This window comes from Streptomyces xiamenensis, assembly GCF_000993785.3.
Classification (GTDB): domain Bacteria; phylum Actinomycetota; class Actinomycetes; order Streptomycetales; family Streptomycetaceae; genus Streptomyces; species Streptomyces xiamenensis.
In genome coordinates, this window is record NZ_CP009922.3 from 4,280,393 (window position 1) to 4,300,136 (window position 19,744).

Below are 19,744 nucleotides of genomic sequence, written 5' to 3' on the forward strand. Positions count from 1 at the left end.
GGCCAAGGGATAGCGTTGACCTCATGTTTGCCGCCTACGCAGCACGCCTGGATGCCGAAGACCCGCTGTCCGCCCTGGAACTGGGGGAGCGGCCCGAGCCGGAGGTGCCGCCGGGCTGGACGGTGGTGCGGTTGCGGGCGGCGGCGCTCAACCACCACGATCTGTGGTCACTGCGCGGGGTGGGGCTGGACGCCGGGTCGCTGCCGATGATCCTGGGGTGCGACGGCGCCGGTGTCGACGAGGACGGCAACGAAGTGGTGGTGTACCCGGTGATCGGCGGCGCGCGCCGCACCCTGCTGTCCGAGAAGTACCAGGGCACCCTCGCCGAGCGGGTCGCGGTGCCGGCCGGCAATGTGCTGCCCAAGCCGCCCGCGCTGTCCTTCGAGGAGGCCGCGGCGCTGCCCACGGCCTGGCTGACGGCGTACCGCATGCTGTTCACCAAGGCCGGGGTGCGGCCGGGGGACAGCGTGCTGGTGCAGGGCGCGGGCGGGGGAGTGGCGACGGCCGCGATCGTGCTGGGCGCGGCGGCCGGGCTGCGGATGTTCGTGACCGGCCGGGAGGAGCACAAGCGGCGCCGGGCGCTGGAGTTGGGCGCCGAGGCGGTCTTCGAGCCGGGCGTCCGGCTGCCGCACCGGATGGACGCGGTGCTGGAGACGGTGGGTGCCGCCACCTGGTCGCACTCGCTGAAGTCCCTGCGGCCCGGGGGGACCGTGGTGATCTCCGGGGCCACCAGCGGGCCCAACCCGCCGGCCGCCGAGTTGCAGCGGATCTTCTTCCTGGAGCTGACGGTGGCAGGCTCCACGATGGGCACGCGGGAGGAGTTGGCGGGGCTGCTCGGCTTCTGCGCCGCCAAGGGGGTGCGGCCCGTCATCGACACGGTGCTGCCGCTGGACCGGGCCCGCGAGGGGTTCGCGCGGATGGCCGCCGGTGATCTCTACGGGAAGATCGTGTTCACGGTCTGAGGCGGTGCGCGGCGCGGCGGGGCCTGATGGAGCCGGAGTGGGGCCGAACGGGCCCCGCCGTCAGCTCGCGTGCTCCATCGCCGCGCTGAGCCGCTCGTTGGCCATCCGCATGTGTTCGGCCATGGCGCGGTCGGCGCCCTCGGGGTCCCGGTCGCGGATGGCCTTCAGGATGGCGTCGTGCTCGCACAGGGTGCCGCTGACGGTGCCCTCGATGTCGCTGACCCGCTCCATCCACACCTGGAGCAGCGCCCGGATGCTGTGCAGGATGTCGCTGAGGACGGTGTTCCCGGCGATCCGCGCGGTCTCCAGGTGGAACGCGATGTCCGCCTCGATGAACGCCTTGGCGTCGCCGCCCGCGTCCCGCATGTGCTGAAGGTGCTCCTCCAGCAGGACGACGTCCGCGTCCGAGGTGCGCTGCGCGGCCAGCCGGGCCGAGACGGCCTCCATGTGGGTGCGGACCTCGACCAGGTCGCGGGTGCGCCGCTGGCCCAGCATGAGGCCCCAGTTGATGGCGCGGGGCAGGAATTCCGAGGTGCCCTCGCGCACGTACGAGCCGGAGCCGGGACGTATCTCGATGATGCCGAGCACGTCCAGCGCGGACAGCGCGCCGCGCACGCTGGAGCGGGCGACGCCCAGCGCCTCGGCGAGCTGGCGTTCCGCGGGCAGCCTGGTGCCGGGCCGGATGTCGCCGGAGGTCAGATGGTCGAGCAGCCGCTTGGCGACCTCGCTGACGGAGGACTCCCGCACCACGGGGCGCAGGAGCTGGGCCAAGTCGGTGGTGGCGGCGGGCTGCTGATCTGACTGGGTGGTCACGCACACCAGTACACCAGATGGACGGCGTGCGCAGCGACGGCCGCGATCCATCCGAAATGTTCAGCGGAACGTCAAGTGTGGGGATACAGCCCGTTATGTGATATTCATCACTCCGATGAATTGGTGACCAATTTACCAGTTGAGGCTTAGCGTGTCCGCAGTCCGGCAGAGAGCCGCCGCTCATGGCACTGCCGGAAGGACCCACCCGGACGGAGTTGTCCGGCGAGCCGAGGAGTCACCATGGGTGCTGACGCCCACACCACGCCAGTGGAGAGATCTGCGATCAAGAAGATCTCGATCCGTCTGGTGCCCTTCGTGGCACTGATGTTCTTCGTGAACTATCTGGACCGGACGGCCATATCCTTCGCCGAGCCCAACGGCATGGGCGACGACCTGGCCCTCACCGCCGCCCAGTTCGGCTTCGCGTCCGGGATCTTCTTCCTCGGCTACATCGTGCTGGAAGTGCCCAGCAACATGGCCCTGCACCGGTTCGGAGCCCGCCGCTGGCTGGCCCGGATCATGGTCACCTGGGGCGTCGTCTCGCTGCTGTTCACCTGGGTGGACAGCACCGGCCAGCTCTACGTGCTGCGCTTCCTGCTGGGTGTCGCCGAGGCCGGGTTCTTCCCCGGCGCGATCCTCTTCCTCAGCCAGTGGGTGCCCGGCCGCCACCGCACCAAGATCCTCGGGCTGTTCTACCTGGCCCAGCCGCTGACCACCGTTCTCGGCGCCCCGCTCGCCGGCTGGCTCATCGGCCACCACGGGCTGTTCGGCCTCGAGGGCTGGCGCGTGATGTTCCTGTTCGTGTCGATCCCCGCCATCGTGCTCGGCATCGTCGCCTGGTTCTACCTGAGCGACCGGCCCGCCGAGGCGAAGTGGCTCACCCCCGCCGAGCAGGAGTGGCTGACCACCAAGCTGGAGGAGGAGAGCGAGGGCAAGACCGGCGCCAAGGCGAACCACGGCAAGGACGCCCTCAAGGCCGCCTTCACCAACGCCCGCGTGTGGGTGCTCGGCCTGGTCTACTTCGGCTTCATCTACGGTCTGTACGCGCTCGCCTTCTTCCTGCCGACGATCATCAGCGGCTTCCAGGAGCAGTACGACACCACCTTCTCCGTGATGGACAAGGCCTGGATCACCGCCATCCCGTACCTGCCGGCCGCCGTCGCCCTGTTCTTCTGGACCCGGCACGCCACCAAGCACGGCACCCGCACCTGGCACATCGCCGGGCCCGCGATCGTCGGCGGTCTCTCCATCCCGCTGGCCCTGTACATGGGCTCGCCCGCCGCGACCGTCGCCGTGATCACCATCACCGCGTGCGCGATCTTCGCCGCCCTGCCGGTGTTCTGGTCCGTGCCCTCCCGGTTCCTCACCGGTGCCGCCGCCGCGGCCGGTATCGCGCTGATCAACACGATGGGCAACATCGCCGGCTTCGGCGCCAGCTACTTCACCGGCTGGATCCGGGACTGGACCGGCAGCTACTACGCGTCCCTGTACGTCGTCGGCTTCTTCATGCTGCTGTCCGCCGTACTGATCATCTCCCTCGCCGCCCGTGACGGCCGCACCACCGACCAGGTGGCCGGCGACGGGGACGGCGGCGGCGACCGTGAGCCAGTGGAGGCCGCCCGATGACCCGACTGTTCAACGACCCCGCCGCCTTCGCGGACGAGGCCCTCGCGGGCTTCGTCGCGGCACACCGCCGCTGGGTACGCCCGGTGACGGGCGGGGTGGTCCGCGCCGGGGGCACCCCGGCCGGGCAGGTCGCGGTCGTCATCGGCGGCGGCTCGGGTCACTACCCGGCCTTCTCCGGCCTGGTCGGCGCGGGCCTGGCCCACGGCGCGGCGGTCGGCAACGTCTTCGCCTCGCCCTCCGCGCAGCAGATCCGCACCGTCGCGAAGGCGGCGGACGGCGGCGCCGGCGTGCTGCTGATGTTCGGCAACTACGCCGGGGACGTCCTGCACTTCGGGCAGGCCGCCGACCGGCTCACCGCCGAGGGCGTACGGGCCGAGACCTTCGCCGTCACCGACGACATCTCCAGCGCCCCGGCCGCCGAGCACACCAAGCGGCGCGGCATCGCCGGCGACCTGCCCGTCTTCAAGGCGGCGTCCGCCGCCGCCGAGGCCGGGCTGCCGCTGGACGAGGTCATCGCGGTCGCCGCGCACGCCAACGCCCGCACCCGCTCCTTCGGCATAGCCTTCTCCGGCTGCACCCTGCCGGGCGCCGGCCAGCCGCTGTTCACCGTCCCCGAGGGGCGGATGGCGGTCGGCCTGGGCATCCACGGCGAACCCGGCATCGGCGAGGAGGCTCTGCCCAGCGCGGACCGGGCCGCCGAACTGCTCGTCGCCAGCCTGCTGAACGAACTCCCCGACGGCGTCGACGCCCCGCGCGGGCGCCGCGCCGCCGTCATCCTCAACGGGCTCGGCTCGGTGAAGTACGAAGAGCTGTTCGTCGTCTACCACCGCGTCGCCCAGCTCCTGGAAGAAGCCGGCGTCACCGCCGTCGAGCCCGAGGTCGGCGAACTCGTCACCAGCTTCGACATGGCCGGCGTCTCGCTGACCCTGACCTGGCTCGACGAGCGGCTCGAAACGCTGTGGACCGCGCCCGCCGACACCCCCGCCTACCGCAAGGGAGCCGTGGCCGCCCCCACGGAGCCCGCCGCGGCGGCCGAACCCGCCGAGGGTGCCGAGACCGAGGACGTCATCCCCGACGCCACCCCCGCCTCCCGGCAGGCCGCCGAAACCGCCGCCGCCGCGCTGCGCGTCATCGCCGCCACCGTCGAGGAGCACGCCGACGCACTCGGCCGCATCGACGCCGTCGCCGGCGACGGCGACCACGGCATCGGCATGCTGCGCGGCGCCACCGCCGCCGACACCGCCGCCCGCACCGCGCACGAGCGCGGCGCGGGCGCCGGCACCGTCCTGCACCGCGCCGCCGACGCCTGGGCCGACCGGGCCGGCGGCACCTCCGGCGCCCTGTGGGGCACCATCCTGCACGCGGTCGGCGACGCCCTCGGCGACACCGAACGGCCCACCGCCGCCACCGTCTCCGCCGGCGTCACCCGCGCCTGCGACGAGGTGCGGCGGATCGGCGGAGCCCAGGTCGGCGACAAGACCATGGTCGATGTCCTCGTCCCGTTCGCCGACACGCTCGCCGTCGAGACCGCCGCCGGTGCCCGCACCGCCGCCGCCTGGGACCGCGCCGCGACCGCCGCCACCACGGCCGCCGCCGCCACCGCCGATCTGCTGCCGCAGATGGGCCGCGCCCGCCCGCACGCCGAGAAGTCCCTCGGCACTCCCGACGCCGGCGCCCACTCGCTCGCCCTCATCGTCCGCGCCGTGCACGGCGTCCTCACCGACACCACCGGGGAAAACTGAGATGACCGACAAGCTCCGCATCGTCGTCGGCTGCGACGACGCCGGCTACCAGTACAAGGAAGCCCTCAAGAAGGACCTGGAGGCGTCCGGCCTGGTCGCCTCGGTCACCGACGTGGGCGTGGACGCCGACGGACACACCGCCTACCCCACCATCGCGATAGCCGCCGCCGAGATCGTCGCGCGCGGCGACGCCGACCGCGCGCTGCTGGTGTGCGGCACCGGCCTGGGCGTGGCCATCGCCGCCAACAAGGTCAAGGGCATCCGCGCCGTCACCGCGCACGACTCCTTCTCCGTCGAGCGCGCCATCCTCTCCAACAACGCCCAGGTCCTCACCTTCGGCCAGCGCGTCATCGGCCTCGAACTCGCCCGCCGCCTGGCCCGCGAATGGCTCACCTACCGCTTCGACACCGCATCGGCGTCGGCCGGCAAGGTCCAGCTGATGTGCGACTACGAGGACCAGCAGGACAGCGAGGCCGCCTGATGACCACCCCTGACGCGCCCGTGCTGCTGGGGGTGAGCCTGAAGATGTACTTCGGCCACCGGCAGACACTGCGCTGGGCGGAACAGGTCGCCGCACTCGCCACCCGCCACCCGGTCACCACGAGCGGCGCCGCCCGGATGTTCGTGCTGCCCGCCTTCCCCGCGATCGTCCCCGTCGCCGGCCTCCTCGCCGGCAGCGGCGTCGCCGTCGGCGCCCAGGACATCGCCACCGAGGACAGCGGCCCGTACACCGGCGAGGTCGGCGGCCCCTCCCTCGCCGAGATCGGCTGCCGCTACGCCGAGGTCGGCCACGCCGAACGCCGCCGTCTGTACGGCGAGGGCGACACCGTCGTGGCCGCCAAGACCGCCGCCGCACTGCGCAACGGCCTCACCCCCGTGCTGTGCGTCGGCGAACGCGACGAGGCCGACCCCGCCGAGGCCGCCCGCCGCACCGTCGCCGAGACCCAGCGGCTGCTGCACGGCCTGACCGGACCCGTCACCGTCGCCTACGAGCCGCAGTGGGCCATCGGCGCGCCCGAACCGGCCTCCGCCACCCACATCACCACCGTGTGCGGCGCGCTGCGCCAGTGGCTGGACGCCCAGCCGCAGCACGCCGGCTCCACCGTCATCTACGGCGGCAGCGCGGGCCCCGGCCTGCTCACCCGGATCGCGCCCGCCGCCGGCGGCCTGTTCCTGGGCCGCTTCGCCCACGAGGTCACCGCCATCGAGCGCATCCTCGACGAACTGGCCGAGGTGGCGTGATGGCGTACGGCATCAGCACCTACGCGTACTTCTGGCGCATCTCGCCCCGCGCCCCGCGCCCGCTGACCCTCCCCGAGATGCTGGCCGACACCCACGCCCTGGGCGGCCAGGTCTTCCAGATCTGCGACTACCCGCTCATCGAGGAGTACGACGCGGCGGCCCTCGCCGACCTGCGGGCCACCGCCGAGGACCTGGGCCTGACCCTGGAACTCGGCACCCGCGGCGTCCGCACCGAACACCTGGCGCGCTACCTGGAGATCGCCGAGGCCCTCGGCGTCACCCTGGTGCGCTCCATGCTCAACACCGCCGACCACCGGCCGGGCACCGACGAGGCGATCGCCCTGCTGCGCCCCGCCGTCGAGCGGTACGCGGCGGCCGGGGTGACGCTGGGCCTGGAGACGTACGAGCAGGTCTCCACCGACGACCTGCTCACCGTCGTACGCGGCGTGGACCGCCCCCAGCTGGGCGTCGTCCTCGACCCGGGCAACAGCGTGGCCCGCCTGGAGCGGCCCGTCGACGTCGTGGCGGCCACCGCCCCGTATGTCGTCAACATCCACGTCAAGGACTTCTCCTTCACCCGCCGCGACGGCTGGGTCGGCTTCACCTACGCCGGCTGCCCGCTGGGCGAAGGACTCCTGGACTACGACGGCATGATCGCCGCCGTGCGGCCGCACCAGCGCGGCATCAACCAGATCGTCGAACACTGGCTCCCCTGGCAGGACGAGGGCTTCGACGCCACCGCCCGCATCGAGGAGCGGTGGACCCGGCACAGCATCACCACCCTTTTGAGGAGCGCGTCATGACCACCGAGACCCCCACCCGTACCGTCGCCGTCATCGGGGCCGCCGGCAAGATGGGCCAGCGCGTCTCCAACAACCTCGTGCGCAGCGACTTCCGGGTGCTGTTCAGCGAGGCGTCCCCCAAGGGCCAGGAGCTCATCACCGGCCTGGGCCGCGAGCTGACCGAGTCCGCCGACGCCGCCGCGCAGGCGGACGTCGTCATCCTGGCCGTCCCGGACGTCGTCCTGGGCACCGTCTCCGCCGAACTCGTCCCGCTGATGAAGCCGGGCACCATCGTCCTCACCCTGGACCCGGCCGCCGCCTACGCCGGCCTGCTGCACGAGCGCGAGGACATCCACTACGCGTGCGCGCACCCCTGCCACCCCTCCGTCTTCCTGGAGCGCACCACCAAGGAGGAGTGGCAGGACACCTTCGGCGGGATCGCCGCCCCGCAGGAGGTCGTGGCCGCGTACGAGGGCGGCGACGCCGCCAAGCAGGAGCTGGCCGAGGCCGTCATCCGCGTCATGTACGCGCCGGTCGTGGACGTGCACTGGGTGACGGTCAAGCAGCTCGCCGTCCTGGAGCCGACCCTGGTGGAGACCATCGCCTGCATGGTCGGCGCGCTGCTCACCGAGGCGCTGCACGAGACCGTGCACACCGTCGGCGTCCCGGAGAAGGCCGCCCGCGCCATGCTGCTGGGCCACACCCAGGTCGCGCTGGCCAACACCCTCAAGGGCTCCAACCCGTTCTCGGACGCCTGCCTGATCGCCATGGACTACGGCCGCGAGTCGATCGTCCGTGACGACTGGAAGAAGGTCTTCGAGGACGAGGAACTGGACAAGGTCATCACGCGGATGCTGAAGATCAAGGACATCAAGCGCTGATGACTGCCGAGTTCACCTGGTCCGACCTGGACCGCCGGGCGGTGGACACCGCCCGGATCCTGGCCGCCGACGCCGTGCAGCACGCGGGTCACGGCCACCCCGGTACGGCGATGACGCTGGCGCCGGCCGCTTACACCCTCTTCCAGAAGGTGATGCGGCACGACCCGGCCGACCCCGCGTGGAGTGGCCGCGACCGGTTCGTGCTGTCGGCCGGCCACGCCTCGCTGACGCTGTACATCCAGCTGTACCTGGCCGGGTTCGGCCTGGAACTGGAGGACCTGAAGGCGTTCCGGCGGCACGGCTCCCTGACCCCCGGTCACCCGGAGTACGGGCACACGGCCGGAGTGGAGACCACGACCGGGCCGCTGGGGCAGGGCGTCGCGAACGCGGTGGGCATGGCCATGGCCGCCCGCTACGAGCGCGGCCTGTTCGACCCGGAGACGCCGTTCGGTGCTTCCCCGTTCGACCACTACATCTACGCGATCGCGGGCGACGGCTGCCTCCAGGAGGGCATCGCGGCGGAGGCGTCCTCGCTCGCCGGGCACCAGAAGCTCGGCAACCTGATCATGCTGTGGGACGACAACCACATCTCGATCGAGGGCGACACCGTCACCGCCGTCTCCGAGGACACCGAACTGCGCTACGCGGCGTACGGCTGGCACGTGCAGCGCGTGGAGCCGCGGGAGAACGGGGACCTGGACCCCGCCGCGCTGTACGAGGCCATCCGCGCCGCGCAGGCCGTCACCGACCGGCCCTCGCTGATCGCGCTGCGCACCATCATCGCCTGGCCCGCGCCGAACGCCCAGAACACCGAGGCCGCGCACGGCGCCGCGCTGGGCGCGGCGGAGGTCGCGGCCACCAAGCGAGTGCTGGGCTTCGACCCCGAGCGGTCCTTCGAGGTCGCGGACGAGGTGATCGCGCACGCGCGCGGCGCCGTCGCGCGGGGCCGCGAGCAGCGGCTGGCCTGGGAGAAGGACCTCGCCGCCTGGCGCACGGCGCAGCCGGAGCGGGCGGCGGAGTTCGACCGCGTCACGGCGGGCGACCTTCCGCAGGGCTGGGAATCCGCACTCCCGGCCTTCGAGGTGGGCGGCAAGATCGCCACCCGCGCGGCGTCCGGTGCCGTACTGAAGGCGCTGGGTCCGGTGATCCCCGAACTGTGGGGCGGCTCCGCCGATCTCGCCGGCTCGAACAACACGACGATCGACGCCGGTTCGTCCTTCCTCCCGGCGGGCAACCCGCTGCCGCAGGCCGACCCGTACGGCCGCACCATCCACTTCGGCATCCGCGAGCACGCCATGGCGGCTGCGCTGAACGGGATCGCGCTGCACGGCAACACCCGCGCGTACGGCGGCACCTTCCTGGTGTTCTCCGACTACATGCGCAACGCGGTACGGATGTCCGCGCTCATGGGGCTGCCGGTCACCTACGTGTGGACGCACGACTCCATCGGCCTCGGCGAGGACGGCCCCACCCACCAGCCGGTGGAACACCTCGCCTCGCTGCGGGCCATCCCCGGCCTGAACGTGGTCCGCCCGGCCGACGCCCACGAGACGGCGATCGCCTGGCGCGAGGCCCTGCGCCGGGGCACCCCACACGGGCTGGCGCTGAGCCGCCAGGGCCTGCCGGTGTACGCGCCGAACGAGGACGCGGCCCGCGGCGGTTACGTCCACACCGAGGCGAGCGGCGGCACGCCGCAGGTGGTGCTGATCGCCACCGGCTCCGAGGTCCAGCTGGCGGTCGCCGCCCGCGACCTGCTGGAGGCCCGGGGCACCGCCACCCGCGTGGTGTCGATGCCGTGCGTGGAGTGGTTCGAGGAACAGGACCGCGCCTACCGGAACGCGGTGCTGCCCCCGGCGGTACGGGCGAGGGTCGCGGTCGAGGCGGGCATCGGCCTGACCTGGCACCGGTACACGGGTGACGCGGGACGGATCGTCTCCCTGGAGCACTTCGGTGCCTCGGCGGACGGCGCGATCCTGTTCCGCGAATACGGCTTCACGGCGGAGGCCGTGGCCGAGGCGGCACGGGAGTCCCTCGCCGACACCCACTGAGAACCCCGGGCGCCCGCGCACCGCGTCCCTCGCTGCGCGGGCGCCCGGTCCAACCTCCGGACAGGAACACGATCGCGTCGATCACCTGCCGGTGTCCCCTTCCCCCCGCACTCCGCCGAGACATCCGGCCCCCACGCCTCCGCCCAGCCGCTGCCAGGCTTCCGTCGTTCTCGGAGCTACTGCCTCTCTCCAACCGGGCCGGCGCATACCACGGAGAAAGGCCATCCAGGCGGCCGTCGGAACTTCTGGGAGAAGACCGCGCGGGCCCCGGCCCCTTCCGGCCGCACCCGGCTGATCCGGCCTGCGCGGCTGCCTCACCGCGTGCTGTCGCGGCCCGCGTCCGAGTGGCGCAGCAGGGACAGCACTTCGGTGGCTGTGTCCGCCAGGCGGGTGCGGGCGGTGGCCAGTTGGGTCTGGGTGACGCCGTGGTCGCGGGCCGCGTCGCGGATGTCGTCGCGGAACTTGTCCAGCAGGCGTTCCAGTTCGCGGGCCGGGTCCGCGACGTGTGCCGGTTCGGTGCGCTCCGCGCCGCTCTCCCGGCTCTGTGTGCGCTGTGCGCTCTCGGCGCTGTCGGCGTGCTCGGTGGGCCCGGAGGGCGCTTCGTGGCCGCCCATCCAGGGGGTGCGCCCGGTGGAGAAGCCGTGGCCCCAGCCGTTCAGTCCGTGGCTCAGGCCGTCGAGGCCCACCCGGACCGCGCCCTGCCAGTCGCCGGCCGCCGCGTGCGAGCGGACCTGTTCCTGGAGGCGCTGGGCGGCCTGTTCGAACTCGGTGCGGACCTCCTCGCGCGCCTGCTTGGCCTCCCGGCGGGCCCGGCGGGCCTCGTCCCGCCAGCCCGCCGCGCTGCCCGCGCCGGCGCCCGCGCCCGCACCGGCCCCCCTCGCTCGGGCCGTGGCCTGCCGCATCTCCTGCCGCAGGTCGTGCGCCGAGCCGCTGACGTCCTCCCGGATGCCGTCCGCCAGCGCGGTCAGCGAGGCGTTGATCTCGCGCTCCAGCGCGGCCAGTTCGTCGGCCCGGTCCGCCAGTTCCCGGCGGCCCTCCCCCGTCAGGGAGTAGACCTTGCGTCCGCCCTCCTCGGTGTGGGTGACCAGGCCCTCGGCCGCCAGCTTCGCCAGGCGCGGGTACACGGTGCCGGCGGAGGGGGCGTACCGGCCCTGGAACCGTTCCTCCAGCAGCCGGATGACCTCGTAGCCGTGCCGGGGTGATTCGTCGAGCAGCTTGAGCAGGTACAGCCGCAGGCGGCCGTGACCGAAGACGGGGGGCATGAGGGGGTCCTTTACGCGGGGAAAGCCGAAGCGGGGGCGGGGGAGGGGCCCTGTTCGTGGACGCCGGGGGGACGGCGCAGCACGGTGATGGCGCCGGAGACGGTACTGCACGTCAGCCGCCCGCCGCCGGAGCCGAGGACGCCGGTGAGCTGCTTGGGGCCCCAGAGGCCGTGGGACGACAGCTCGGGGAAGGCGCTGGAGACGGCCCCGCTCACGGTGTTCCCGGCGACCGCGGCGTTGATGTGGTCGGGCAGCCGCAGGGCCACGTCGCCCGAGACCGAGGTGATGGTGATGTCGGCGAGGTCGCCGGGCGGGGCGAGGTCCAGGGTCAGTTCGCCGCTGACGGTGTCGGCGCGCAGCGAGGCGCCGCGGCCCTCCACCACCGTCAGTCCGCCCGAGACCGAGGTGAAGGCGAGGGGGCCGCCGAGCGACTGGGCCTCCACGCGCCCCGACACGGTGTCGGCGGTCACGGCGCCGGCCAGGCCGACCAGGGTGGTCTGCCCGGTGACGCCGCGCACCTCGGCGTCGGTGGTGAGGCCGCTGACGACGGCCGCCGCGCTCACGGTGCCGGCGGAGAGCCGGCAGTCGGCCGGCACCCTGATCGACACCACGGCCTCGCGCCTCATCAGCTTCCGGGGCCGCTTCGGCCAGCCTTTGAGGAAGCTCTGCCAGGGCAGGTCCTCGTAGCCGACGGTCAGCAGTCCGCCCTCCTGTTCGACGATCAGCGGCTCGCCCCGGACGTCGGTGATCTCCACCTCGGCGGTGGGGTCGCTCGTCCCCACCACGTTGACGGTGCCGCCGACGAGGCGGACGCGCAGCTCGCGGACGGGGTGCTCCTCGAAGGTGAGGGTCTGCGCACCGGAGACCTCCCACCGGGATGTGGCGGCCATGGGCTCTCCTCCATGCATCACGGCGCACGACGATATATCGTGTCGCTACTCCAGACACGATATATCGCGTTGAGGGGAAGTCAAGACCTGTCGCGAGACACCACCCGGTTCAGCGACCCGTCCGCGCCCGCGCCCGCCGGCTCACTCGTCCTCGTCCTCGTCGTCCAGCCGGGCCAGCCACGTCGCCAGCCGCTCCACCGGCACCTCGAAGTCCGGGTTCAGATCGGTGAACGTCCGCAACTGCTCGGCCAGCCACTCGAAGCTGACCTCCTCCTCGCCGCGCCGCCGCGCCAGCTCCTCGATGCCCCGGTCGGTGAAGTACACGCCCACTCCAGTGAGAGAAAGAAAGAAGACAAGAAAAACCGAACGAAACCACCAGGATAGGCGGGCTTTCCCAAGCCACTCGCGCCTGTCGGTGGGGGCCGCTAACCTGCAAGGCACCAGCAGTCGCGAGCGACCACGGGGGCCTCGATGAGCAACGGCATCACCGAGATCAGCCTGCCGGACGGCACCCCCGTCCTGGCCCGCGTCTCCGGCCTCGAGGAGCTGCACCGCCCCACCGCGCCCGGCGGCTACACCGACACCGGCTACGTCGACACCGGCATCGCCGACCGCGCCGCCGCCCAGCTCGACAGCCTGCGCGGCCTCATCGGCGGCGTCGCCGCCTCCCTCGCCGAAGGACTGCGCGGCGTGCGCCCCGACGAGGTCTCCGTCACCTTCGGCGTCGAACTCACCGCCCGCGCCGGAAAGATCGTCGGGCTGCTCGCCGACGGCGAGACCAAGGGCTCCCTCACCGTCACCCTGTCCTGGCACGGCACCCCGCCCGCCGGCCCCGAGCCCGCCCCCGTACCGCCCGCCCGGCGCCAGGGCGAGGCCCCATGAGCCCCTACGACAGCACGGGGGGCGCACAGGGCGAGGACGTACCCCGCATCGAGACCCTGTTCCGGCTGCTCAGCTCCGCCACCGTACGCATCCATGCCGCGCCCGAGGGGTATGCCGAGGGCGTGTCCGGCGCGACACCCTGGGGCAGCGGCTTCTTCGTCGCCCCGGGATGGGTGCTCACCTGCGCCCATGTCGCACTTCGCGGGGGAAGCGGCGAGGGAGGCAAGCGCGAAGTGGGCCTGAGCTTCGAGGAGATGGGCGACGGCGGAGCCACCGCCACGCACACCGTGCGCGGGATCGTCGAGTGGGCCCAGCCCGAGCACAGCCCGGCCGGCGACATCTGGCCGGGCCCCGACCTCGCTCTCGTCCGCGTGCTCAACCCGCCGCCCCACCCCTGCGTCTGGCTCAGCGAGCGCACCGCCCGCTTCACCCTCCAGGACGTCTACTTCTTCGGCTGGGGCCAACTGGCCGGCTCCGCGAGCCCGGTCGGCCCGGTCGACGGCCGCTGCACCGTCACCGGCCAGTACGGCGCCGACGGCTGGCTCAAGCTCGGCAACCAGGACGAGATCCCGCACGGCGTCTCCGGCGGCCCCGTCGTCGACCTCAACCGCGGCGAGGTCATCGGCGTCGTCAAGGCGTCCCGCTCGGCCGGCCGCGACGGCGGACTGGCCACCTCCATCCTCCAGTTACGCCACATCACCCAGCCCTCGGGCACCCTCGCGGCCGAGACCGAGGACACCTACCAGCACGTCATGCACGCCCATGACCGCTACCACGCCCAGCGGCACCGCGACGACGAGACCACCCGCGACACCTGGACCGACCTCCAGGGCCCGCTGCGCGCCACCGCCCACCGCGCGCTCACCGCCGGCCGCCGCGCCGAACTGCTGGGCCTGCTCGCCGAACTGCCGCCCCCGCTGTCCACCGCCCGGCTCGGTGAGATCATCGGCGACATCGCCGGCCGCCGCTACGACGACATACTCCCCGCCCCCCGGGGCTGGCGCGACGGCCTGGGCATGCTCTACGACCCCCGCCCCGGACTGCGCGAACTCGACGCCGTGCTGCGCTACGCCGTGTACGCCGCCACCGCCGACCGCCCCTACGCCGCGCCCCGGGGCAGCGAGCGCCGGCTGTGGGAATGGATCAGCTCCACCGCCGCCGGCGCCGAACTCGACCGCTGGTCCCGCCGCCGGCTGCGCGAGGAGTGGACCGAGCGTCTCAGCACCCGCCGCGCCTGGCAGCACGACCCCTGGCCCGCCGAAATCGGCCCCCACACCACCGCCGCCACCGTGCTGCCCGACCCCGCCGACGACGCCCCACGCCCGTACGTCCTGCTGGAGATCGTCCAGCAGGGCTGGGAACGCAACCGCTACGACTGGCGGGTGTGCGTCACCGGGCCCACCGGCGAACGCACCCCCATCGACGGCGAGGACCGCGTCCTGGGCCCCGGCGAACCCTCCGCGCGGCTGCGCTCGGTGCTCACCGAGGCGTTCCGCCGCGGCGACGAACCCGGCCGCCCCGTGCCGCTCCAGGTCTCCCTGCCCTACCCGCTGCTGGACTTCCCGGTGGACGAGTGGCGGCTGCCGTACGACGGCCCGCAGCTCGGTGAGCAGCGCCCGGTCGTCGTCCGCTGCGCCGACCGGCCCTCCCCGGCACCCGACCCCGACACCGGCCACGAGCACGGCCTGACCCGGGAAACCCGCTGGGCCGCCGTGCACAGCGGCCCCATGCGCCCGCACGTCCTGGACTGCGCCGACCACCGCCCCGCCCCGCTGCCCACTCCCGCCGCACTCGCCGGCCGGCCCCCGGAGACCGTCCCCGTGCTGTGCCGCACCGGCGCACCCGACGGTGACCCGCGGGACCTGCACCAGGTCCTGGCCGCCGGCTACGACGTGGTGCTGTGGCGCCGCGAGATCTCCGCCCGCGAGCTGACCTGCACGGACTTCCACGGCGGCGTCACCCGTACGGTCACCGGCGTCCGCCGGGCCGCCGCGCTGCCCACCGCACTGTGGCGGCTGCGCGCGCAGGCCGCCGCCGAGGCGCCCGAGGCCGAATGGTCGCGGGGGCTCGCCCTCCTGTACTCCGACCCCGGCCACGCCGGGTACGACGAACCCCTGGAGATCCCGTGAGCGGCCCCAGGCCCCTCCGGGGACACCGCCCCCACAGCACACCACCTGGCCGACCGAGTGACCGTGACGAGGAGAGTGCCGTGGCCGCCACCGACCGCACCCCCGACCCCGAACGCGAATGGCTGATCTACCGGGGGGCCGGTGAGCCGCACGACCGCATCCGGGCGCTGCCCAAGCCGCCTCCGTGGCGCGACTTCGACGGCCAGCCGCTGGTCGCCCCGGGGCCCGACACCGACAGCGTCTCCACCCGCCGCCTGGGCGCCTACCGGCATCTCGCCGAGATGCACCGGCCCAGCGCCGAGGAACTGGAGATCATCAACGCCGCGCTCTACCTGCGCCGCCCGCTGCTGGTCACCGGCAGCCCCGGCACCGGCAAGAGCACCCTCGCGCACGCCGTGGCCTACGAACTGGGCCTGGGCCGGGTGCTGCGCTGGCCCATCGTCTCCCGCACCACCCTGGGCGACGGCCTCTACCACTACGACGCCATCGCCCGGCTGCAGGACACCCAGATCGCCGCCGGCAGCCGCGCCGCCGGGGTGCCCGCGCCCCGCGTCGGCGGGATCGGCAGCTATCTGCGGCTCGGCCCCCTGGGCACCGCCCTGCTGCCGACCGCCACCCCCCGCGTGCTGCTCATCGACGAGCTCGACAAGAGCGACATCGACCTGCCCAACGACCTGCTGAACGTCCTGGAGGAGGGCTCCTACGACGTCCCCGAACTGCAGCGGGTCGCCGACCGCGAGCCGGAGGTCGAGGTCCTCAACGACGACGACGTGAAGGTCACCGTGCGCGACGGGCGGGTGCGCTGCAACGCCTTCCCCTTCATCGTGCTCACCAGCAACGGCGAACGCGACTTCCCCGCCGCCCTGCTGCGCCGCTGCATCCACCTGGAGCTGAGCAAACCCGACCACGAGCGGCTCGCCTCCGTCGTCCGCGCCCAGCTCGGTGACCGGCTCGCGCACCTCGGCGACGACGTCATCACCCGCTTCCTGGAGCGCTCGCGCACCGAACAACTGGCCACCGATCAGTTGCTGAACGCCATCTACCTCACCCACCACGCCGAGCAGCCCACCCGCGACCGGCTCGCCGACCTGCTCATCCAGCGCCTCGACCGGCCGAGGTGACGTCATGGGGAACAAGCGAGGCGGCCGCCGGCGCGACGAGCTGGCCGAGCTGATCGGCGCACTGCGCCGGGCCGGCCTCGAACCCGGCTCCCGGGAGCTGGCCGAGGCCCTGTGGCTGGCCACCCATCTGCAGTCGGGACCGGCACCGGCCGACCGGGGTCCCCAGGAGGCCACGGACGGCGCCCCGCGGGAGGCCGCCGCCCTGTGGGACCGCGGGACCACGGCCGGCGGCCGCCACGATCCGTGGAGTGGCGACCCTCCGCCCGAGGCCGGAAATCGCGCCGAGCGCCGGGCCTACCGGGATGATGAGCCGGTGCCGCTCTACCCCGACCACGTCCAGGCCACCACCCAGCGGCCGGGGCCCGGCGACGCCCTGCGCGTCGGCGTGCCCGAGGCCAGAGCCCTGCCCTCCCTCCTCGAACTCGAACGCGCCCTGCGCCCCCTCCAGCGCTGCCGCCCCGCCGCCCGGCCCGTCCCGGGCCCGGCCCACCTCACGCTCGACGAGCGCCGCACCGCCGAGGACACCGCCCGGGCCGGCGGCCTGCTGCTGCCCGCCTTCCGCGCCACGGGCCGCCGCGACATGGAGCTGCAACTGCTCATGGACGCCACCTCCGCCATGCGGGTGTGGCAGCGGCTGCTGGGCGAGCTCACCGATGTCTTCGGCAGGGTCGGCGCCTTCCGCGACATACAGGTCCACTACCTGCACGCCCTGCCGGACGGCTCCGTCGGCGTCAGCGGCCACTTCGACACCGACCCGGCGGGCCCGGACACCGTGCTGCACCCCGAACGCCGCCTCCTGGACCCCACCGGGCGGCGGCTGACCGTCGTGGTCAGCGACTGCGTCGGCCCGCTGTGGCGCGACGGCGCCGCCCACCGGCTGCTGCACCGCATCACCCGGCACGCCCCGGCCGCCGTGGTGCAGCCGCTGCCCGCCCGGCTGTGGGCGCGCACCCGGCTGCCCGCCAGCCACGGCGTCCTCACCCGTGCCGAGGGGCCGGCGGCCGGGGCCCGGCTCGGCTTCACCCCCGACGACCCGGGCCGGCGACCCCCGTCCGGCGCCGTCCCGGTCCCGGTGCTGCCGCCCACCGCCGCCGCGCTCGGCGCCTGGGCCCGGCTGCTGTCCGGCGGCGGCTCGGCCGCCGTCCCGGCGGCCGTCGGCTGGGTACGCCCCGACCAGCCCGCCGCACCCCCCGCGCACCCCGGCGTACGCTCCCGGCCCGCCGGCGAACTCATCGCCCGCTTCCGGGCCACCGCCTCACCCGGCGCCATCCGGCTCGCCGTCCACCTCGCCGCCGCCCCGCTCTTCCTGCCGGTCATGCAGCTCATACAGCGCACCATGCTGCCCGGCACCGGCCCCGCCGAGCTCTCCGAGGTGCTGCTGAGCGGCCTGCTGCGGCGCGCCGGAACCGGCGCCGGGGCGGACGGCCTGTGGTACGAGTTCGCCGACGGGGTCCAGGAGGAACTGCTCCAGGCCCTCGGCCAGGACGAGGCGATGCTGGTGCTCAAGCACTGCTCCGCCTACGTCGAGGCCCGGTTCGGCAAGGGCGGCCCCAACTTCCCCGCCCTCGCCCTCGCCCAGCTCTCCGGCGGCCGGCTCACCCCCGTACCGGTGGCCGAGGGCGACCTGGAGAGCGAGGGGGAGCCGGGAGAGGCCGACCAGGGCCGCTCACCACAGCCGTTCGCCGAGGTCGCCGCCAGGGTGCTGAGCCGCTTCCTGCCGGGCACCCCGCACAGCGGACCGCGCCCCGATCCACCCAAGGCGGTGACCGACGCGCTGCGCCGCTCCCGCGAGCTGACCCGCCGCTTCGAGGACGACGGCGCCCTCCAGCACCTGCTGGACGCCGTGTGGCAGCTGGAGCGGGCCACCGACGAGCAGTGGCTCTCCGGCCGCTCCACCGACCCCGAGCTGTACGGCGAACTCGCCGCCCAACTGCTGCGCCTGTGGCGCCAGCAGGGCGAGGCCGGACTGCTGGAACGCGCCCGCCGCGCCGCCCGCACCGCAGCCTCCCACCTCGACTCGCTGCCCGCCCGCACCATCTTGGCCCGCGTCCTGCACGCCTCCGCCGCCGAACGCAAGGAGGCCGGGGACGAAGGAGCCGCGCTGGAGCTGTGGCGCGGCGCGGACCGGGAGTTCGCCGCCGTGTGCGCCACACCCGGCCTGCCGCCCGACGAGGCGCTGGGCATCGCCCTGGAACGGGTGCGGGTGCTGGAGGAGCAGTGGCGTCTTGGCCGGGACCCGGCGCTGCTCCAGGAGTGCGTGGGCATGCTGGAGGCCATCGCGGACGCCTGGCCGGCCGGCCGCGCCGAGCCCAGCGGACTGTCGCTGGCGCACGGCCGGGTGCTGCTGCGGCTGGCCGAGGCGGCGGACCGCGAGAAGAACACCGAGGGCGCCGCCGTGTACGCCGAACAGGCCGCCCGCTCGCTGGAGCGTGCCGGGGCGGCCCAGCGTGCCGAATCCGCCCCCGTGCCCGCCCGGGTCCGCACCACGCTGCGACTTGTCGACGCGCTGCTGCTGACCGCCACCCGCTGGCAGGAGGCAGGCCGGCACATCACCCTGGCCCAGCAGCTCACGGACGACCGGCGGCAGCGTGCCGAGGCACTCATGCGCGCCGGGCGGCTGAGCGTGCGCCGCTTCCACGCCCGGGACCTCTCGGCGAACGACAGCGGCGCGGGCCATCTGGAGGAGGCGGCGCTGCGGTTCGCCGAGGCGTCCCGGGCGGTGCCGCGCGACCGGCCCGACTACAGCGATCTGATCGCCGAATGGGGCCAGGTGCTGCTGGAGCGGGCCCAGCTCCCGGAGGGCGGCCCGTACACCGGGCAGGCCATCCGGGTGCTGCGGGACTGCCGGATGGAGACCCCGGCGGGTGATCCGCGGCTGCCCGGGCGGCTGCTGATGCTGGGGCGGGCCCTGATGGTCCGTTACCGCGCCACCGTGGACCTGGTGGATCTGCGCGAGGCCGAGCACCTGTTCTCCCTCACGGCCACCGGCGCGGACGACGCCCTGACCCGCGCGTGGGGCTGGTACGAACTGGGCGGCGCGCACCAGCACATCTTCGGCCACAGCGGCAGCCCCGAGCGCCCCGAGCAGGCGGCCGAGGCGTACCGCAGAGCGGCCACCGAGGCGCTGCGCGTGGCGGACGGCAGCACCTCGGAGCGGGCGGCCGTCCCGATCAGGCTGGCCGCCACCGCACAGCATCAGCGCGGCACGGTCTACCGCGCGGCGGGCCGGCCGCGCGCCGCGCAGGACGCGTTCCGGGCCGCGCTGGCTCAGTGGCGGCGGCTGCCGAAGGGGGAGGACGGCGAGCGGAGCGCCCAGGCGCTGGCGGAGCTGACGTTTCCCCGGGGGTAGGGGCGGGAATCCCGG

Annotated in this window: 16 protein-coding genes; 12 read left to right on the top strand and 4 right to left on the bottom strand. The window is 73.9% G+C overall.

Going from position 1 to position 19,744, the window contains the following annotated elements; all coding sequences use genetic code 11:
* Positions 1 to 23: 23 nt before the first annotated feature.
* Positions 24 to 962 (top strand): zinc-binding dehydrogenase, encoded by a 939-nt coding sequence (locus SXIM_RS19895; protein WP_030733434.1) that lies wholly within the window; start codon positions 24 to 26, stop codon positions 960 to 962.
* Between the two features lie 60 nt (positions 963 to 1,022).
* Here SXIM_RS19895 and SXIM_RS19900 read toward each other — a convergent pair whose 3' ends face one another.
* Entirely contained in the window at positions 1,023 to 1,781 is a 759-nt protein-coding gene (locus tag SXIM_RS19900; RefSeq protein ID WP_046724794.1) for a FadR/GntR family transcriptional regulator, read from the bottom strand.
* A gap of 234 nt (positions 1,782 to 2,015) precedes the next feature.
* Here SXIM_RS19900 and SXIM_RS19905 point away from each other — a divergent pair, with 234 nt between their 5' ends.
* From SXIM_RS19905 to tkt, 7 genes are read left to right on the top strand one after another with little or no spacing between them, the layout of a single operon-like run.
* Entirely contained in the window at positions 2,016 to 3,401 is a 1,386-nt protein-coding gene (locus tag SXIM_RS19905) for an MFS transporter (RefSeq protein WP_030733438.1), read from the top strand.
* Entirely contained in the window at positions 3,398 to 5,143 is a 1,746-nt protein-coding gene (locus SXIM_RS19910; RefSeq protein ID WP_046724795.1) for a dihydroxyacetone kinase family protein, read from the top strand. The genes SXIM_RS19905 and SXIM_RS19910 overlap by 4 nt, the downstream gene beginning before the upstream one ends.
* A gap of 1 nt (position 5,144) precedes the next feature.
* Positions 5,145 to 5,624, top strand: a complete 480-nt coding sequence (locus SXIM_RS19915; protein WP_030733443.1) for a ribose-5-phosphate isomerase — start codon at positions 5,145 to 5,147, stop codon at positions 5,622 to 5,624.
* On the top strand, positions 5,624 to 6,385 hold the full coding sequence (locus tag SXIM_RS19920; protein ID WP_046724796.1) for a triose-phosphate isomerase: 762 nt from the start codon (positions 5,624 to 5,626) through the stop codon (positions 6,383 to 6,385). The genes SXIM_RS19915 and SXIM_RS19920 overlap by 1 nt, the downstream gene beginning before the upstream one ends.
* On the top strand, positions 6,385 to 7,188 hold the full coding sequence (locus SXIM_RS19925) for a sugar phosphate isomerase/epimerase family protein (RefSeq protein WP_046724797.1): 804 nt from the start codon (positions 6,385 to 6,387) through the stop codon (positions 7,186 to 7,188). Before SXIM_RS19920 ends, SXIM_RS19925 begins: the two co-directional genes overlap by 1 nt.
* On the top strand, positions 7,185 to 8,048 hold the full coding sequence (locus tag SXIM_RS19930) for a phosphogluconate dehydrogenase C-terminal domain-containing protein (protein ID WP_030733449.1): 864 nt from the start codon (positions 7,185 to 7,187) through the stop codon (positions 8,046 to 8,048). The genes SXIM_RS19925 and SXIM_RS19930 overlap by 4 nt, the downstream gene beginning before the upstream one ends.
* Positions 8,048 to 10,096, top strand: coding sequence for a transketolase (gene tkt / locus SXIM_RS19935; protein ID WP_030733451.1), 2,049 nt, complete (start codon positions 8,048 to 8,050; stop codon positions 10,094 to 10,096). Before SXIM_RS19930 ends, tkt begins: the two co-directional genes overlap by 1 nt.
* Before the next feature lie 314 nt (positions 10,097 to 10,410).
* Here tkt and SXIM_RS19940 read toward each other — a convergent pair whose 3' ends face one another.
* From SXIM_RS19940 to SXIM_RS19950, 3 genes are all read right to left on the bottom strand, one after another.
* Entirely contained in the window at positions 10,411 to 11,358 is a 948-nt protein-coding gene (locus SXIM_RS19940; protein WP_030733454.1) for a PadR family transcriptional regulator, read from the bottom strand.
* A gap of 11 nt (positions 11,359 to 11,369) precedes the next feature.
* A complete protein-coding gene (locus tag SXIM_RS19945) occupies positions 11,370 to 12,248 on the bottom strand; it encodes a DUF4097 family beta strand repeat-containing protein (protein WP_046724798.1) in 879 nt (292 codons plus the stop codon).
* A gap of 141 nt (positions 12,249 to 12,389) precedes the next feature.
* Positions 12,390 to 12,572 carry a DUF6104 family protein gene (locus tag SXIM_RS19950; protein WP_046724799.1) on the bottom strand — a complete coding sequence of 61 codons (183 nt, stop codon included), beginning with the start codon at positions 12,570 to 12,572 and terminating at the stop codon, positions 12,390 to 12,392.
* 147 nt (positions 12,573 to 12,719) lie between these two features.
* Here SXIM_RS19950 and SXIM_RS19955 point away from each other — a divergent pair, with 147 nt between their 5' ends.
* The 4 genes from SXIM_RS19955 to SXIM_RS27530 all read left to right on the top strand — a co-directional run bounded on the left by SXIM_RS19955 (position 12,720) and on the right by SXIM_RS27530 (position 19,729).
* A complete protein-coding gene (locus tag SXIM_RS19955) occupies positions 12,720 to 13,130 on the top strand; it encodes a CU044_2847 family protein (protein ID WP_043177768.1) in 411 nt (136 codons plus the stop codon).
* Positions 13,127 to 15,259 carry a VMAP-C domain-containing protein gene (locus SXIM_RS19960; RefSeq protein ID WP_052385304.1) on the top strand — a complete coding sequence of 711 codons (2,133 nt, stop codon included), beginning with the start codon at positions 13,127 to 13,129 and terminating at the stop codon, positions 15,257 to 15,259. Before SXIM_RS19955 ends, SXIM_RS19960 begins: the two co-directional genes overlap by 4 nt.
* Before the next feature lie 80 nt (positions 15,260 to 15,339).
* Positions 15,340 to 16,380 (top strand): AAA family ATPase, encoded by a 1,041-nt coding sequence (locus SXIM_RS19965; RefSeq protein WP_030733464.1) that lies wholly within the window; start codon positions 15,340 to 15,342, stop codon positions 16,378 to 16,380.
* A 4-nt stretch (positions 16,381 to 16,384) separates the two neighbouring features.
* Complete coding sequence (locus SXIM_RS27530) at positions 16,385 to 19,729, top strand: SAV_2336 N-terminal domain-related protein (RefSeq protein WP_046724800.1); 3,345 nt, start codon at positions 16,385 to 16,387, stop codon at positions 19,727 to 19,729.
* Positions 19,730 to 19,744: the final 15 nt, after the last annotated feature.

Bases quoted from the DNA above. Each gene is read 5' to 3' on its own strand.
- SXIM_RS19940 (WP_030733454.1), bottom strand. From the start codon at position 11,358: ATGCCCCCCGTCTTCGGTCACGGCCGCCTGCGGCTGTACCTGCTCAAG.
- SXIM_RS27530 (WP_046724800.1), top strand. From the start codon at position 16,385: ATGGGGAACAAGCGAGGCGGCCGCCGGCGCGACGAGCTGGCCGAGCTG.
- SXIM_RS19925 (WP_046724797.1), top strand. From the start codon at position 6,385: ATGGCGTACGGCATCAGCACCTACGCGTACTTCTGGCGCATCTCGCCC.
- SXIM_RS19955 (WP_043177768.1), top strand. From the start codon at position 12,720: ATGAGCAACGGCATCACCGAGATCAGCCTGCCGGACGGCACCCCCGTC.
- SXIM_RS19960 (WP_052385304.1), top strand. From the start codon at position 13,127: ATGAGCCCCTACGACAGCACGGGGGGCGCACAGGGCGAGGACGTACCC.
- tkt (WP_030733451.1), top strand. From the start codon at position 8,048: ATGACTGCCGAGTTCACCTGGTCCGACCTGGACCGCCGGGCGGTGGAC.
- SXIM_RS19930 (WP_030733449.1), top strand. From the start codon at position 7,185: ATGACCACCGAGACCCCCACCCGTACCGTCGCCGTCATCGGGGCCGCC.
- SXIM_RS19910 (WP_046724795.1), top strand. From the start codon at position 3,398: ATGACCCGACTGTTCAACGACCCCGCCGCCTTCGCGGACGAGGCCCTC.
- SXIM_RS19945 (WP_046724798.1), bottom strand. From the start codon at position 12,248: ATGGCCGCCACATCCCGGTGGGAGGTCTCCGGTGCGCAGACCCTCACC.
- SXIM_RS19905 (WP_030733438.1), top strand. From the start codon at position 2,016: ATGGGTGCTGACGCCCACACCACGCCAGTGGAGAGATCTGCGATCAAG.
- SXIM_RS19895 (WP_030733434.1), top strand. From the start codon at position 24: ATGTTTGCCGCCTACGCAGCACGCCTGGATGCCGAAGACCCGCTGTCC.
- SXIM_RS19915 (WP_030733443.1), top strand. From the start codon at position 5,145: ATGACCGACAAGCTCCGCATCGTCGTCGGCTGCGACGACGCCGGCTAC.
- SXIM_RS19920 (WP_046724796.1), top strand. From the start codon at position 5,624: ATGACCACCCCTGACGCGCCCGTGCTGCTGGGGGTGAGCCTGAAGATG.